A 14,721-nucleotide genomic window follows, 5' to 3' on the forward strand; every position below is an offset into this window, starting at 1 on the left:
CCTGCGGGTCGGTCTGGTGCGGACGGTTACCACGAAGGGACAGTAGTCCGGCCCCTGGGCGGGTTCCAGACTTCGCCGTACGGCGGGGACAATGGCGGCCATGTCCTCGACGTCACCGGGCTACTCGGACCCGCTGCTGCACCACCTCCTCACCGCCGTCGCGCCGCTCGACGCGCGGGCGATGCAGGAGGCCGAGGCGCGGCAGGCGCAGCTGACCAAGCCCGCCGGCGCGCTCGGCGTGCTGGAGGAGACCTCCGTCCGGCTCTGCGGCATCCAGCGCACCTGCCCGCCGCGTCCGCTGGCGAAGCCCGTCGTCGCGGTGTTCGCCGCCGACCACGGCGTGCACGCTCGCGGCGTGACCCCCTGGCCGCAGGAGGTGACGGCGTCGATGATCGAGAACTTCCGCGCCGGCGGCGCGGCCGTCAACGTGCTGGCCCGGCAGGTGGGGGCCGAGGTGTACGTCGTCGACATGGGCGTCAACGCCGACGTGGCCGCCGACGACCGGGTGCTCGACCGCAAGATCCGCCGCGGTACGTCGGACCTCGCGGCCGGTCCCGCGATGACGCGCGACGAGGCCGCCGCCGGTGTGTTCCTCGGCGCCGACGTGGCCCAGCAGCTGGTCGCCGCCGGGCACGACTGCCTGCTCACCGGCGACATGGGCATCGCCAACACCACGGCGTCCGCGGCCCTGATCGCCGCCCTCACCGGTGCCGAGGCCGCCGACGTGACCGGCCGGGGGACCGGCATCGACGACCCGACCCACGCCCACAAGATCTCGATCGTCAAGGTCGTTCTGGAGCGCCGCCCGGCGAGCGAAGACCCGCTGGAGACGCTGGCGTCGGTGGGCGGTTTCGAGCACGCCGGCCTCGTCGGCTTCGTGCTCGCGGCCGCGGCCATGGGCGTCCCGGTGGTGCTCGACGGGCTGATCGCCGGCGCCGCCGCGCTGGTCGTGCAGGCGATCGCGCCCGGCGCCCTCGACTACTGCTTCGCGGGCCACCGCAGCGCGGAGCCGGGCCACCGCGTCGCCCTGCAGCACCTCGGCCTGCGGCCGCTCGTCGACCTCGACCTCCGCCTGGGCGAGGGGACGGGCGCGACGCTCGCGTTCCCGCTCGTCGAGGCGGCCGGCGCGACCCTGCGCGAGATGGCGACGTTCGACGCGGCCGGGGTGGCCCGGAAGTGACCGGACCCGCCGCCGACCAGGACGAGTTCCCGCCGTACCCCTCGGGGCTGCGGCTGGCGGGCCGCCGGGTGGTCGTCGTCGGCGGCGGGCACGTCGCCCAGCGCCGGGTGCCCGGCCTGATCGCCGTGGGCGCCGACGTGGTCGTCGTGTCGCCCGAGGTGACCCCGGCGGTCGAGGGCCTGGTGGGCGGCGGCGAGATCACCTGGCACCAGCGCGGCTTCGCGGAGGGCGACCTGGACGACGCCTGGTACGTCATCGCCGCGACCGACGACGCGGCCGTCAACGAGCGCGTCAGCGCAGCAGCCGAGGAACGCCGGATCTTCTGCGTGCGCAGCGACGACGCGCCCAAGGCCACCGCGTGGACGCCGGCGGTCGGCCGGCACGCCGGGGTGACCGTGGCGGTCGTCGGCAACCGCGAGCCGCGGCGCTCCGCCTCGATCCGCGACGCCATCGTCGCCGGGCTGCGCGACGGCGCGATCGCCGCCCCGCACGACCACGAGCGCACCGCCGAGGTGGTGCTCGTCGGCGGTGGGCCGGGTGACCCGGAGCTGGTCACCGTCGCCGCCCGCCGGGCGCTGACCGAGGCCGACGTCGTGGTCGCCGACCGGCTCGCCCCGCGCGAGCTGCTCGACGAGCTGTCGCCCGACGTCGAGCTGATCGACGTCGCCAAGCTGCCCCGCGGCCGCTCCGCCGCCCAGGAGGAGATCAACCGGGTCATCGTCGACCGTGCCCTCGCCGGGAAGCGGGTGGTGCGGTTCAAGGGCGGCGACTCGTTCGTGTTCGGCCGCGGCTACGAGGAGGCGATCGCCTGCGCCGAGGCCGGCGTCCCCTGCCGCGTCGTCCCCGGCCTCACCAGCGCGATCTCCGTGCCGGCGGTCGCCGGCATCCCGGTCACGCACCGCGGCGTCGCCCACGAGTTCACCGTCATCTCCGGCCACCTCCCGCCCGGGCACCCCGAGTCGCTGGTCGAGTGGCCCGCGGTCGCGCGGCTGCGCGGCACCGTCGTGCTGCTGATGGCCGTGCAGAACCTCCCGGCGATCGCCGCCGCCCTGCTCGACGGCGGCCGCGACGCCGCCACCCCGGTGGCGATCGTGTCCGAGGGCACGATGCCGGGGGAGCGCACCGTGCTCTCCACGCTGGGCGAGGTCGGCGAGGCGGTCGTCGCCCAGGACGTCCGGCCCCCGGCGATCGTGGTCGTCGGCGACGTGGTGGCGGTCGCCAACCCGGCGACGTACGCCGGCCGCGACTGATGGCGGCCCGCGTCGAGGTCGCCGACCCTGCCGACCCGCGGCTCGCCGACTACCGCGACCTGCGCGACGTCGAGCTGCGCAAGAGCCTGGAGGCCGAGCACGGGCTGTTCCTCGCCGAGGGCGAGAAGGTGGTACGGCGGGCCGTCGAGGCCGGCTACGCGCCCCGGTCGTTCCTGATGGCCGAGCGCTGGCTCGACGGTCTGTCCGACGTGCTGGCGACGACCGAGGCGCCCTGCTTCGTGGTCACCGAGGCACTGGCGGAGGAGGTGACGGGCTTCCACGTGCACCGCGGCGCGCTTGCGTCGCTGGAGCGCCGGCCGCTGCCGTCCGTCGACGCGGTGCTCGACGGCGCGCGCACCGTGCTGGTGCTCGAGGACATCGTGGACCACACCAACGTCGGCGCGATCCTCCGCTCCGGCGCGGCCCTGGGCGTCGACGCCGTCCTGCTGTCGCCGCGCTGCGCCGACCCGCTCTACCGGCGGTCCGTGAAGGTGGCGATGGGTGCGGTGTTCTCGATGCCGTGGACCCGGCTGGACGAGTGGTACGACGCGCTCCCGGCCCTCACCGCCCGTGGCTTCACGACGGTCGCGATGACGCTCGCGCCGGACGCCGTACCGCTGGAGGAGGCGGTGCGCGGTCTGGACCGGGTCGCCCTCGTGCTCGGCGGCGAGGGGCACGGGCTCTCCCCTCGCTGGGAGCAGTCGGCCGACCGGCGCGCGATCATCCCGATGCGGCCGGGCATCGACAGCCTCAACGTGGCCGCGGCGACCGCGGTCGCCTGCTACGCGATGGAGCGGCGCTGAGGCCGGCCGCGATCCCGTGCAGCGTCGGGAGCGCCACGGGCTAACCTTCGGCGTGCCTTCCTTCGCGGCGTTCGGTGAGATCGGCCGTCTCTACGACGAGACCGACTGGTCCAGCACGCCCGTGGGCGACCCGTCGCAGTGGTCGGACACGCTGCGCGGCGTCGTCGACCGGATGCTGCACACGCAGTTCGTGGTGACGCTGCTGTGGGGTCCCGAGCTCGTGCTCGTGTACAACGCGGCGTACGCGGCGCTGATCGGCGACAAGCACCCGGCCGCCCTCGGCGCGAGGACGCGGGACGTCTTCCCGGAGGCCTGGGACCTGATCGGCCCCATGCTCGAGGGCGTCGGGGCGACCTCGCACTCGACGTACGTCGAGGACACCCTGCTCCCGCTGGAGCGGCACGGCTTCCTCGAGGAGTGCTACTTCACGTTCTCCTACTCCCCGGTGCGCAACCTCGACGGCGAGGTCGAGGGCATCGTCGACATCACCACCGAGACGACCGCTCAGGTGCTCGCGCGCCGGCGGCTCTGGCTGCTCACCCAGCTCAACGAGGCGCTCGCCGACGTCCACGACATCGCCGCCGTGCGCGAGCTCGCCCTGCCCGTGCTGCGCGCCGAGGCCCGCGACCTGCCCGAGGTCGACATCGTGCTCGGCACCCAGCTGCCGGGTGGGGACGGGAAGATCGAGCGGGGCGGCTTGGCGACGTTCCCGCTGCAGACGGCCGAGTCCGGCGACGCCGCCACGCTCGTCGTACGCCTGAGCGACATGCTGCACCCCGACGAGAACTACGTCGGCTTCCTGCGCCTGATCTCGGCCGCGCTGCGGCAGTCGATCGACCGGGCCCGGTCGCGCCAGGCCGAGCTGCGGGAGGTTGCGGCGCAGCGCGACATGGCCGAGGCCTTCCAGCGTTCGCTGCTGCCGATCCCGGCCGCAGGCAACCGGCCCGACGTCGCCGTGCGCTACCGCCCGGCGGCCGAGCAGGCCCAGGTCGGCGGCGACTGGTACGACCTCTTCCGCATCCCCGACGGCTCGCTGATGGTGGTCATCGGCGACGTCGCCGGCCACGACCAGCAGTCGGCGGCCGCGATGGCGCAGGTACGGAACATGACCCGCGGGGTGGCCTACACCCTCGACGCGGCGACGCCGGCGCCGGTCCTGCGCGGCATCGACCGGGCGATGGCCGGCTCGGCCGCCGACGTGGTCGCCACCGGCGTGGTCGCCCAGGTGTCCGGCGAGGCGGACAACGGAGCCCTGCTGCTCCGCTGGTCCAACGCCGGCCACCCGCCGCCGGTGCTCCTCGCGGCGGACGGCACCGCGACGCTGCTCGAGCGGCCCGCGGATCTGCTGCTCGGCCTCGACGTCGACGCGCGGCGCGACGACCACGAGATCGAGCTGCCGCCGGGGGCGTCCGTGCTGCTCTACACCGACGGGCTCGTCGAGCGGCGCGGCGTCCCGATCGCCGACGGCCTGGCCTGGCTCGTGCAGACGCTGACCGGCCAGCACGGCCGGAGCCCGGACGAGCTGTGCGACTACCTGCTGGACACCGCCTCGGCCACCGAGGACGACGTGGCGCTGCTGGTGCTCAGGGCCTGAGCCCGGCCTCGCGCACCATCGCGGTCATCAGCGCGACCGCGGAGCGGTCCGACAGCCCGCCGTCGACGCAGAGCGACTGCCACGTCGCGAAGGACACCGCGTGCGTCACCGCGGTCCGGCGGACCCTGCTGCGGCCGGGGAACGGCTCGAGCATCGTCTCCACCCAGGCGCGCTCCGCCCCCAGGCGCGCCGCCCGGACGGCCTCTGGCACCACCTCCGCGTCGCGGATGACGAGGCGCAGCATCGCCGCGCCCTCGCGGTAGTAGCGGTAGACGTCCGTCAGACCGGCCGTCAGGCGTTCCTCGGCGTCCGGATGGACGGTCCACCGGTCCGGGTCCGGCCGTCGCTGCCGGGCGAGCCACTGGGCCGAGCACGCCTGGAACAGCGACTCGTCGTCGGGGAAGTGCCGGTAGACCGTGGCGCGCGTGACCCCCGCCGTACGGGCGACGGCCGCGATGCTCGCGTGCGCAGGGCCGACGGAGCCGTGCAAGGTCTCGGCGGCGTCGACGATCCGTGCCCGCGTACGCCGTTCGTCGTCGGCGCGTCGGGTCTTCCGGTAGGGCCGTCTGGTCGACCCGACCTGCTGGTCCATAGATCTTGACACCGCTCCCGTGCAGGCAGACATTGAGAGAACACCAGTGTACGACGAAAGTGGAGGTGGAACATGGAGCTGACCCAGGCGCCCGAGCTCACGGTCGTCCGCCCCGGAGTGGGAGAGCAGGTCGACCTCGGCACGATCGGAGTGGTCTTCAAGCTCGACGGCGAGCAGACCAACGGGCAGGTGTCGCTCGTCGAGCACCCGTTCCCGGTCGGCGCCTGCGTGCCTCCGCACCGGCACACGCGGGAGGACGAGTACTCCGTCGTCACCGAGGGCGAGATCGGGTTCCGCTCCGGTGACCGCGAGGTCGTGCTCGGCGCCGGCGGCTACATCACCAAGCCGCGCGGCGAGACGCACACGATGTGGAACGCCGGGGACGTCCCGGCGCGCATGATCGAGGTGATCTCCCCGGCCGGGTTCGAGCACTTCTTCCGCCGGATGGGCGGCCTGGTGGCGTCCGGCCCGCCCGACCCCGAGGAGGTCAGGGCGCTCGCCGAGCGCTACGGGCTCGTGCTGGAACGGCCGGACTGGCTCGACGACGTGGTCGAGCGGTACCACCTGACACCGCCGCCGGGTCGCTGACCTCGCGCGTGCGCACGACAGCGCATGTGCGTGGTTGTGACACCCGGGCGGGCTCGGAACGTGTCACAACGGCGCACGTGCTCGGTTGGTGCGCCGACGATGCCGCCCGCACGGTGGCTGAAGGGGTTCCGCTGACGGGCTACTCCGCCCCGGCGCCCCAGCCCTCACCCACGACCGGCCACTCCGCGGGAAAGTCGGCGGCCGTCTCGTCGTGCTCCTTGAACAGCTTCTTGCGGGCCCGGCGGTTGAGCCGGTCGCCGAACACGGTGCCGCGGCAGTGGTCCGTCTCGTGCTGCAGGCACCGCGCGAGCAGGCCGTTGCCGGCGTAGCGCACGGGGCCGCCCTGCTCGTCCTGGCCCTCGACGGCCGCGAAGTCGGGCCGGGCGAGCGGGACGAACGCGCCGGGCAGCGACAGGCAGCCCTCGTCGCCGTCGTCGAGCTTGCGGCTGCGCCCCTCCGGCAGGAACAGCTCGGGGTTGCAGACCACGCCGCGGTGGTGCACGCCCTGGTCGTCGGGGCAGTCGAACACGAACACCGACCGGTCCACGCCGATCTGGCAGGCCGCCAGCCCGACCCCGTCGGCGGCGTACATCGTCGCGACCATGTCGGCGACCAGCGCCCGCAGGCTGTCGTCGAACTCCGTGACCGGCTCCTGCATCCGGTGCATCACGTCCTCGCCCCAGCGCGTGATCGGGCGGACCGTGCCGCCGTCGGGCAGCGTGGGGGAGTCGGGCGAGACCGGTACGTCGGACATGGCGGCCATCCTAGGGAGCGGCCGAACGGGCCCGGGCAGGCGCGTGACCCGCGCCACGACGGCCGATGGTGGCGCTGTGTGTAACTCGCAGTTACAGTTTCTGGCATGACCGCCCCGACCCCCACCCCGAGCCGCAGCCGGCACGGCCTGACGGCGAAGGACAAGGCCGACCCGATCGGCGTCGCCGTCTCCCTGCTGAACCGGCTCGCCCAGCTCCCGGCCCTCGACCGGCTCGGTCTCCGCCGGCCGACCGAGCGGGTCGTCTTCGAGGCCACCCGCTCCGGCTTCCGCACCGTCGGCGCCGTCAACCGGCAGTTCGCCCGCGCCGGCAAGCGCCGCGGGAAGCCGACCCGGGTGCCGAGCGCGCCGGGCACGAGCCGGTTCGACCTCACGCCGACCGAGGACGAGCAGATGCTCGTCGACGTCGTGCGCGAGCTCGCCGACGAGGTGCTGCGCCCCGCCGCGGCGGAGGCCGACGAAGCCGGCGCGACGCCCGACAAGGTGCTGGCCGCCGGCCGCGAGCTCGGCCTGCCGCTGCTCGGCGTCCCCGAGTCGCTCGGCGGCATCTCGGCCGAACGCTCCGCGATGGCCGGCGCGCTCGTCGCCGAGGCGCTCGCCCGCGGCGACATGGGCCTCGCCGTCGCCTCGCTCGCCCCGGGTGCGGTCGCCACGGCGCTCTCCCTGTGGGGCACGCAGGAGCAGCAGGCGACGTACCTCCCCGCCTTCACCGGCGACGACGTCCCCGCCGCCGCGCTCGCGCTCACCGAGCCGCGGCCGCTGTTCGACCCGCTCGCCCCCGCCACGACCGCCACCAGGGACGGCGACGGCTACGTCCTCGACGGGGTGAAGTCGATGGTGCCGCGCGGCGCCGACGCCGAGCTGTTCGTGGTCGGCGCGATGCTCGACGGCGCGCCTCGGATGTTCCTCGTCGAGTCCGGTACGGCGGGCGTCCAGATCGAGGCGGAGCCGGCGATGGGCCTGCGTGCCGCCGCCCTGACCCGGGTCGTGCTCGACGGCGTCCGTGTCGAGGAGATCGCGCTGCTCGGCACCACCGACGACCACGTCGAGTGCGTCCGCCTGGCGCGGATCGCCTGGAGCGCGCTGGCCGTCGGCACCGCGCAGGCCGTCCTCGACTACGTCGTCCCGTACGTGAACGAGCGGCAGGCGTTCGGCGAGCCGGTCAGCCACCGGCAGAGCGTCGCGTTCATGGTCGCCAACATCGGCATCGAGCTGCAGGGCATGCGGCTGGTCACCTACCGCGCCGCCTCGCGGGCAGCGCAGGGCAAGGACTTCGCCCGCGAGGCCGCGCTGGCCCGCCGGCTGTGCGCCGAGCGCGGCATGCAGATCGGCAACGACGGCGTGCAGCTGCTCGGCGGTCATGGGTTCGTCAAGGAGCACCCGGTGGAGCGGTGGTACCGCGACCTCCGGGCCGTCGGCGTCATGGAAGGCACGGTGCTGATCTGATGATCAACCTCGAGACCCCCAAGAAGTTCCGGCCGCTCATCGGCAACGCCCACCAGGTCGCGATGAACCTGCTGCGGCCCAACTCCCGCAAGTACGACACCGCCGAGCACGAGTACCCCAAGGAGCTCGACATGCTCGCCGCGATGATCGACGGGCTGTCGGAGTCCGGCCAGGCGAGCGGTGCGGGCGCGTCCGGAGTACGCCGCGGCGAGGACGACCCGGCCACGAACGACGGTGGCACCAAGAACGGCGCCAACCTGGCCTCCGTGCTCTCCGTGATGGAGATGTGCTGGGGCGACGTCGGCCTCCTCCTCTCGATGCCGCGGCAGGGCCTCGGCAACTCCGCGATCGCCTCGGTCGCCGACGACGAGCAGGCGGAGCGGTTCAAGGGCGTCTGGGCGTCCATGGCGATCACCGAGCCCGGCACCGGATCCGACTCGGCCAACATCACGACGACCGCGCGCCTCGACGGCGACGAGTACGTCCTCGACGGCGAGAAGATCTTCGTCACCTCGGGGGAGCGGTCCGACCACGTCGTGGTCTGGGCGACCCTCGACAAGTCCAAGGGCCGCGCCGCGATCAAGTCGTTCGTGGTGCCCAAGGGCACGCCCGGCCTGACCGTCGGGCGACTGGAGCACAAGCTCGGCATCCGCGCCTCCGACACCGCGACGATCCGGTTCGAGAACTGCCGGGTGCCGAAGGAGAACCTCCTCGGCTCGCCCGAGATCGACGTCAAGCAGGGCTTCGCCGGGGCGATGGCGACCTTCGACAACACCCGCCCGCTGGTCGCCGCGATGGCACTCGGCTGCGCCCGCGCGTCGCTGGAGCTGACCCGCGAGCTGCTCGAGCAGGCCGGCGTGACGGTCGACTACGACCGGCCGGCGCTGACCCAGCCGGCCGCCGCGGCGACGTACCTCCAGCTGGAGAGCGACTGGGAGGCGGCGTACCTGCTCACCCTCCAGGCGGCCTGGATGGCCGACAACCGCGAGCCCAACTCGCTCGAGGCGTCGATGGCCAAGGCCAAGGCCGGCCGGGTCGGCAGCGACGTCACGCTGCGCTGCGTCGAGCTGGCCGGCAGCCTCGGGTACGGCGAGCACGAGCTGCTCGAGAAATGGGCCCGCGACTCCAAGATCCTCGACATCTTCGAAGGCACCCAGCAGATCCAGCAGCTGATCGTCGCGCGCCGCCTGCTCGGCAAGACCTCCGCCGAGCTGAAGTAGCGCTCACCGTTTGAACCCACCCGAAGCGGGGCACTTCGGGCCCAGGAGGTCAACATGCGTATCGGTGGAATCGTGGTCGTGGTGTGGCTGCTGATCGGACTGCTCGCGGCGTTCCAGCGCGGCTACCTCGGCGGCGAGAACAAGAGCTGTGCCGACGCGGGGACCATCGCGGTCAACATCGTCGCCGGACCGCTGAACTATGTCGGCGTCAACCCCAAGATCGAGGACTGCAAGACGCCCCAGCCGTCCAAGTGACGGTCCCCGGGTCGGCGTAGCCCGGCTCCGGTCGGGGGACGATGCCCCCATGAAGCTCTACGCGGACGCTCCCGGTCGCCAGGCCCGGCAGGTCATCGGCGACCTCCTCCTCGTGCTCTGGGTCGCCCTCTGGGTGCGGCTCGCCACGGTCGTGCGCGACGCGACGCTCGCGCTCGCGGCCCCGGGGGAGCAGATCGAGGACGCCGGCAACGGCCTGGCCGGGAAGCTCCGCGACGCGGGCGCGACCGTCGGCGACCTGCCGCTGGTCGGCGACCAGGCCCGCGCGCCGTTCGACGGGGCCGGCTCGGCCGCCGACAAGATCGCCGCGGCCGGAGCCGCGCAGGTCGAGGCCGTGCACACCCTGGCGTTCTGGCTGTCGCTCGCGGTGGGGGCGATCCCGATCCTGATCGTCCTCGCCGTCTACGTCCCGCTCCGGTGGCGCTTCGTCCGCCAGGCCACCGCGGGCCGGCGCTTCATCGACGCCAGCGCCGACCTCGACCTGTTCGCCCTGCGGGCCATGAGCAACCAGCCGATGCACCGGATCGCAAGGATCAGCGACGACCCGGTCCGCGCCTGGCGCGACGGCGACCCCGAGGTCGTCCGCGCGCTCGCCGCCCTCGAGCTGCGCGACACCGGGCTCGGCCTGCCCCGTCTGGAACGACCCTCGCGTCCGCGCTGAGGGCTGCTTTGGTCGCATAATTTTTACCGACGGGCCGATCGACTGCACGGCTCGCGTGCGTATCGTGAAAGGGACCTTCGGGGGAAGGAGCCAGTGCGATGTCGCTGACTGCTGGCTGGGCGGCCGACGTGCTGCAGCCCGCCGGGGAGGCCACCGCGTCCCGGGACCTGGTGGCCAAGAGCCTGACCGCCGTGCGCGTCCACCTCGGCATGGAGGTCGCCTTCGTCGGCCGCTTCCAGGACGGCCGCCGGCACTTCGCGTTCGTCGACAGCGACCCCGGCTTCGTGCCGATCCGGGCCGGGGAGAGCGACGAGATCGAGGCGACCTACTGCGCCCGCGTGGTCGACGGCCGGCTCCCCGAGCTGATCCCGGATGCCGGCGCGCTCCGTGACACGGGCGACCTGCCGGTCATGCCGTTCCCGGTGGGTGCGCAGCTGTCGGTTCCCCTGCGCCGCCTCGACGGTACGGCGTTCGGCACGCTCTGCTGCTTCAGCCGGACGCCCGACGACCGGCTCCGCCGGCGCGACCTGAACCTGCTGCGCCTGGTCGCCGACGTCATCGAGCCGCACGTCCGGTTCCTGATCAGCCGCGAGGAGTCCGCGGACCTCGCGAGCAGCCGCGTGGTCGGCGTGCTCTCCAGCGGCGGGCCGCAGATCGCGCTCCAGCCGATCGTCGACCTGCGCACCGACCGCGTCGCCGGCTTCGAGGCGCTCGCCCGGTTCCCCGACGACGTGGGCTGGACGCCCGACCAGTGGTTCGCCGAGGCGCACGGTGTCCGGTACGGCGTCACACTCGAGTCGGCAGCCGTCGCCGCCGCGCTGCGCACGATCGACCGGCTGCCCGAGGACGCGATGCTGGCGGTGAACGTGTCGGCGGAGGCGCTGTGTGCCGACGAGGCGATCGCCGCGATGGTCGCCGACGGACCGGCTGCGCGGGTGGTCGTCGAGCTCACGGAGCACCAGCGCGTGCCCCGGTCGGACCTGCTCGACGCCCGGCTGGCGGCGCTCCGAGAAGCGGGCGCGCGCATCGCGGTCGACGACGCCGGCTCCGGCTACGCCGGGCTCGAGCACATCCTGCACCTGCGACCCGAGGTGCTGAAGCTGGACCGCGTCCTCGTCCAGGGCGTCGCCCACCACGCCGGGCGGCGGGCGATGTGCGAGGCGATGGTCCAGTTCACCCGCAGCACCGGGGTCTTGCTCGTCGCGGAAGGTGTGGAGACCGAGCCGAACCTCGAGGTGCTGCGGGCGCTCGGCGTCGACCTGGCCCAGGGCTTCCTGCTCGGCCGGCCCACGGTCTGGTAGCGCTTCACCCGCCCGCGCCCTGGGTACGTTCGGGCCATGGCTCGCACCACCCGCAAGGCCCGGCAGCAGCTCATCGTCGACGTGCTCGAGGACGCGTTCGCCGATCTGATGACGGCCGACCCCAGGGCCTTCCGCGGGAAGTTCCGCAAGATGGCCGCCGACCCGTTCGCCTTCTACCGCGGCTCGGCCTGCCTGTTCTACGCCGACATGACCAAGGCCGCGGACACGTGGGCCGACGAGCGCGCCGGCGCGGTGTGGATCCACGGCGACCTGCACGCCGAGAACTTCGGCACCTACATGGACTCCGACGGCCGGCTCGTGTTCGACGTGAACGACTTCGACGAGGCCTACATCGGGCACTTCTCATGGGACCTGCGCCGGTTCGTGGCGAGCCTGGCCCTGCTCGGCTGGCAGAAGGCACTGCCCGAGGAGGCGATCCGGCGGCTGGTCGGCACCTACCTGCGGGCCTACCTCGCGCAGGTCAACCACTACCTCGAGAGCGAGGACGACGACGACTTCGCGCTGCACCTCGGCAACACCGACGGTCCGGTGCACGACATCCTCGTCGCCGCCCGGCTGTCCAGCCGGGTCGCGCTGCTCGACGGGATCACCCGCATCGAGGGCGGCGTCCGCGCGTTCCGCGACGACGTCTCGGTGCGACGGCTGGGCAAGGCCGAGCGCCGCAAGGTCGATGAGGCGTTCGCGTCGTACCTCGACAGCATCCCGGAGTCCAAGCGCTTCGACCGCGAGCTCTTCTACGACGTGCGCGACGTCGTGGGCAAGTCCGGCTTCGGGATCGGCAGCGCCGGGCTGCCCGCGTACAACGTGCTGGTCGAGGGCTACAACCAGTCGCTCGACAACGACGTCATCCTGTCGATGAAGCAGGCCAACGTCCCCGCCGTCAGCCGCTTCGTCGACAGCGGCGAGGTCGAGAGGTACTTCGACCACGAGGGACACCGCACGGTCGTCAGCCAGCGCGCCCTGCAGGTGCACACCGACCCGCTGCTCGGCTACACCAGCCTCGACGGCGTCGGGTACGTCGTCGCCGAGGTGTCGCCCTACGAGGCCGACCTCGACTGGTCCTCGTTCACCGAGCCCGACGAGATGAACGCCGTCGTCAAGGCGCTCGGCGCCGCGACGGCCAAGGTGCACTGCGCCTCCGACGAGGACAGCGAGCAGGACCTGGTGACCTTCCAGACGGAGGAGGCGATCGCGACGGTGCTGGAGGGCCGGCGCAAGGAGTTCGTCGCCGACCTCACCGACTTCGCCGTCGCCTACGCCGACACGGTGAAGGCCGACCACGCGCTGTTCGTCGACGCGTTCCGGGAGGGCCGGATCGGCGGGGTCAGCGCGACCTGACCGCCTCCTGCAGCGTGCTGGTCGCCCACCGCTCCTCGAGCTCGGCGGAGGTCTCGCGCAGCAGCCCCACGAACTCGCCGGCCAGGGGAGTGAGCCGCAGGTCGCGCTGGTGCAGCGCCCACAGCCGCCGGTGCAGCCGCGGCCGCTCCAGCTCTCGGTAGACCACGCCGTCCGCCGACCGCGCGCCAAGCTGCGACAGCACCGCGACGCCGAGCCCGGTGCCCACCAGCGACTGCGCGACGTCGTACATCTCGGTCTCGAACTGCACCTGCGGCTGCAGGTCCACCGCCTCCGCGGCCCGGTCGAACTGCAGCCGCGCGTTGTCGCCGCGACGGACCGCCACCCAGCGCTCGCCGCGCAGCTGGGCGAGGCGGATCCGCCGGTGCGGGTCGCCCTGGGACAGCCGGTGCTCGACGGGGAGGGCGACCACCAGCGGGTCCTTCAGCAGGGGTACGGCGGTCAGCCAGGCCGGCCAGTCGGGCTCGTTGTCGTAGGTCGCGACGACCGCGACGTCCAGGTCGCCGGACGCCACCTTGGCGCCGCCGACGGGGCTGCTCACCTCCTCGATCGAGAGGTCGCTGCCCGGGTGCCGGTGCCGCAGCGCGGTCATCGCCTCCGGGAGCAGCCGGATCGCGGCGGTGCTGAACGTGCCGATCCGCAGCCGCAGCGACACGCGGCCCAGCGTCTCCTCCAGGTCCCGGCGGGCGGCGACGCAGGCGTCGTCCACCAGTTCGCCGTACCGCGCGAGCACCCGGCCGGCCTCGGTCAGGTGCGCACCGCGAGCGGTGCGGACAACGAGCGGGTAGCCCCAGTGCTCCTCGGCCCGGGCCACCTGGCCCGACAGTGCGGCCGGGGTGAGCCGTAGCTCGGCGGCGGCGCCGGAGAGCGAGCCGTGCGCGGCGACCAGCGCGAGCAGGCGGAGCTGGGCGGCCTCGTGCTGCATGCAAGGAATCTTAATACTGGCTGCCACCAGACTCAGTTCCGTTACGTCATGTCGACAACCAGAGTCGTACCTGTGAACGCCTCGCTCCTCGCCTTCCTCCCGGTCGCGGTCTTCCTCGTCGTGACGCCCGGGGTCAACAACCTGGTCGTGATCGGCAGCACCGTGGGCGGCGGCGTCCGCGGCGGTGCGCTGGCGACCGCGGGCACGAGCCTCGGCGTGCTCGCCTGGGCGGTCGCCGTCGCGCTCGGCCTCGGGGCGCTCGTCACCGCCAGCGCGACGCTGTGGGTCGCCGTCCAGTGGGCGGGAGCCGGCTGGCTCGTCGTCCTCGGCGCCCGCTCGCTGCTGAAGGCCCGGCGACCTACGGCGGACGAGGGCGTCACGGACCGGCGGAGCTTCGCCGGCGCGCTCGCGACCGGGCTGCTCAACCCGCGCGCCGGGGTCGTCGCGGTCGCCGTGCTGCCGCAGTTCGTGGTTCCCGGCGCGCCGGTCGCGACGACGACGCTCGTCCTCGGCCTCGTGTGGGCCGGCCTCGCCACGCTCTGGAACCTCGTCGGCGTAGCCCTCGTCGCCCGCGGCCGCCGGCTCTTCACCGGTCCGGTCGGCCGCCGTGTCGTCGAGGTGGTCGCCGGGCTGGTGATGGTGCTGACCGGCGTCTCCGTCGTGCTGGGTGCGTAGGCGCCGCCACCACCGAAATCGGTAGTCCGAGCGTGACCCATGGGTCACGCTCGGACTACCGAAA

The 14,721-nt window shown here is 73.4% G+C and carries 15 protein-coding genes; 12 read left to right on the forward strand and 3 right to left on the reverse strand.

Annotated elements, in window-relative coordinates:
- Positions 1 to 100 precede the first annotated feature (100 nt).
- The 4 genes from cobT to ETU37_RS12945 are packed head-to-tail and all read left to right on the forward strand — an operon-like array spanning position 101 to position 4,827.
- Positions 101 to 1,180 carry a nicotinate-nucleotide--dimethylbenzimidazole phosphoribosyltransferase gene (gene cobT, locus ETU37_RS12930; protein WP_206053917.1) on the forward strand — a complete coding sequence of 360 codons (1,080 nt, stop codon included), beginning with the start codon at positions 101 to 103 and terminating at the stop codon, positions 1,178 to 1,180.
- The gene (cobA, locus tag ETU37_RS12935; RefSeq protein ID WP_129987747.1) at positions 1,177 to 2,430 is read left to right on the forward strand and encodes a uroporphyrinogen-III C-methyltransferase; all 1,254 of its coding nucleotides are present in this window, start codon (positions 1,177 to 1,179) and stop codon (positions 2,428 to 2,430) included. The genes cobT and cobA overlap by 4 nt, the downstream gene beginning before the upstream one ends.
- Positions 2,430 to 3,233 carry a TrmH family RNA methyltransferase gene (locus ETU37_RS12940; RefSeq protein WP_129987748.1) on the forward strand — a complete coding sequence of 268 codons (804 nt, stop codon included), beginning with the start codon at positions 2,430 to 2,432 and terminating at the stop codon, positions 3,231 to 3,233. Before cobA ends, ETU37_RS12940 begins: the two co-directional genes overlap by 1 nt.
- Before the next feature lie 52 nt (positions 3,234 to 3,285).
- On the forward strand, positions 3,286 to 4,827 hold the full coding sequence (locus ETU37_RS12945; protein WP_129987749.1) for a SpoIIE family protein phosphatase: 1,542 nt from the start codon (positions 3,286 to 3,288) through the stop codon (positions 4,825 to 4,827).
- Here the strand turns inward: ETU37_RS12945 and ETU37_RS12950 are convergent.
- Entirely contained in the window at positions 4,817 to 5,419 is a 603-nt protein-coding gene (locus ETU37_RS12950; RefSeq protein ID WP_165372515.1) for a TetR/AcrR family transcriptional regulator, read from the reverse strand. The genes ETU37_RS12945 and ETU37_RS12950 overlap by 11 nt on opposite strands.
- Before the next feature lie 72 nt (positions 5,420 to 5,491).
- On the opposite strand from ETU37_RS12950, the gene ETU37_RS12955 reads away from it, so the two are divergent.
- Positions 5,492 to 6,007, forward strand: coding sequence for a cupin domain-containing protein (locus ETU37_RS12955; protein WP_129987751.1), 516 nt, complete (start codon positions 5,492 to 5,494; stop codon positions 6,005 to 6,007).
- Between the two features lie 139 nt (positions 6,008 to 6,146).
- Here ETU37_RS12955 and def read toward each other — a convergent pair whose 3' ends face one another.
- Positions 6,147 to 6,761, reverse strand: a complete 615-nt coding sequence (gene def / locus ETU37_RS12960) for a peptide deformylase (RefSeq protein WP_240755712.1) — start codon at positions 6,759 to 6,761, stop codon at positions 6,147 to 6,149.
- Positions 6,762 to 6,866: 105 nt separating this feature from the next.
- Between def and ETU37_RS12965 the strand changes: the two genes are divergently transcribed.
- From ETU37_RS12965 to ETU37_RS12990, 6 genes are all read left to right on the forward strand, one after another.
- Positions 6,867 to 8,225: an acyl-CoA dehydrogenase family protein gene (locus ETU37_RS12965; protein ID WP_129987753.1), complete on the forward strand. Its 1,359-nt coding sequence runs from the start codon at positions 6,867 to 6,869 to the stop codon at positions 8,223 to 8,225.
- Positions 8,225 to 9,445, forward strand: a complete 1,221-nt coding sequence (locus ETU37_RS12970; protein WP_129987754.1) for an acyl-CoA dehydrogenase family protein — start codon at positions 8,225 to 8,227, stop codon at positions 9,443 to 9,445. Before ETU37_RS12965 ends, ETU37_RS12970 begins: the two co-directional genes overlap by 1 nt.
- Positions 9,446 to 9,499: 54 nt before the next feature.
- Positions 9,500 to 9,700, forward strand: coding sequence for a hypothetical protein (locus ETU37_RS12975; RefSeq protein WP_129987755.1), 201 nt, complete (start codon positions 9,500 to 9,502; stop codon positions 9,698 to 9,700).
- 49 nt (positions 9,701 to 9,749) lie between these two features.
- Positions 9,750 to 10,379, forward strand: coding sequence for a hypothetical protein (locus tag ETU37_RS12980; protein WP_129987756.1), 630 nt, complete (start codon positions 9,750 to 9,752; stop codon positions 10,377 to 10,379).
- Between the two features lie 98 nt (positions 10,380 to 10,477).
- The gene (locus tag ETU37_RS12985; protein ID WP_129987757.1) at positions 10,478 to 11,680 is read left to right on the forward strand and encodes an EAL domain-containing protein; all 1,203 of its coding nucleotides are present in this window, start codon (positions 10,478 to 10,480) and stop codon (positions 11,678 to 11,680) included.
- Positions 11,681 to 11,716: 36 nt separating this feature from the next.
- Complete coding sequence (locus ETU37_RS12990; protein WP_129987758.1) at positions 11,717 to 13,039, forward strand: DUF2252 domain-containing protein; 1,323 nt, start codon at positions 11,717 to 11,719, stop codon at positions 13,037 to 13,039.
- On the opposite strand, the gene ETU37_RS12995 is transcribed toward ETU37_RS12990, so the two are convergent.
- The gene (locus ETU37_RS12995; protein WP_129987759.1) at positions 13,026 to 13,982 is read right to left on the reverse strand and encodes a LysR family transcriptional regulator; all 957 of its coding nucleotides are present in this window, start codon (positions 13,980 to 13,982) and stop codon (positions 13,026 to 13,028) included. The genes ETU37_RS12990 and ETU37_RS12995 overlap by 14 nt on opposite strands.
- Positions 13,983 to 14,054: 72 nt before the next feature.
- Here ETU37_RS12995 and ETU37_RS13000 point away from each other — a divergent pair, with 72 nt between their 5' ends.
- Positions 14,055 to 14,657, forward strand: coding sequence for a LysE family translocator (locus tag ETU37_RS13000; RefSeq protein ID WP_165372516.1), 603 nt, complete (start codon positions 14,055 to 14,057; stop codon positions 14,655 to 14,657).
- Positions 14,658 to 14,721: the final 64 nt, after the last annotated feature.

The organism is Nocardioides iriomotensis (assembly GCF_004168035.1).
Lineage (GTDB): Bacteria > Actinomycetota > Actinomycetes > Propionibacteriales > Nocardioidaceae > Nocardioides_B > Nocardioides_B iriomotensis.

Coding starts and splice junctions, on each gene's coding strand:
- cobT (WP_206053917.1), top strand. CDS start 101: ATGTCCTCGACGTCACCGGGCTACTCGGACCCGCTGCTGCACCACCTC.
- ETU37_RS12995 (WP_129987759.1), bottom strand. CDS start 13,982: ATGCAGCACGAGGCCGCCCAGCTCCGCCTGCTCGCGCTGGTCGCCGCG.
- def (WP_240755712.1), bottom strand. CDS start 6,761: ATGTCCGACGTACCGGTCTCGCCCGACTCCCCCACGCTGCCCGACGGC.
- ETU37_RS12990 (WP_129987758.1), top strand. CDS start 11,717: ATGGCTCGCACCACCCGCAAGGCCCGGCAGCAGCTCATCGTCGACGTG.
- ETU37_RS12940 (WP_129987748.1), top strand. CDS start 2,430: ATGGCGGCCCGCGTCGAGGTCGCCGACCCTGCCGACCCGCGGCTCGCC.
- ETU37_RS12980 (WP_129987756.1), top strand. CDS start 9,750: ATGAAGCTCTACGCGGACGCTCCCGGTCGCCAGGCCCGGCAGGTCATC.
- ETU37_RS12965 (WP_129987753.1), top strand. CDS start 6,867: ATGACCGCCCCGACCCCCACCCCGAGCCGCAGCCGGCACGGCCTGACG.
- ETU37_RS12975 (WP_129987755.1), top strand. CDS start 9,500: ATGCGTATCGGTGGAATCGTGGTCGTGGTGTGGCTGCTGATCGGACTG.
- ETU37_RS12970 (WP_129987754.1), top strand. CDS start 8,225: ATGATCAACCTCGAGACCCCCAAGAAGTTCCGGCCGCTCATCGGCAAC.
- ETU37_RS12950 (WP_165372515.1), bottom strand. CDS start 5,419: ATGGACCAGCAGGTCGGGTCGACCAGACGGCCCTACCGGAAGACCCGA.
- ETU37_RS12985 (WP_129987757.1), top strand. CDS start 10,478: ATGTCGCTGACTGCTGGCTGGGCGGCCGACGTGCTGCAGCCCGCCGGG.
- ETU37_RS12955 (WP_129987751.1), top strand. CDS start 5,492: ATGGAGCTGACCCAGGCGCCCGAGCTCACGGTCGTCCGCCCCGGAGTG.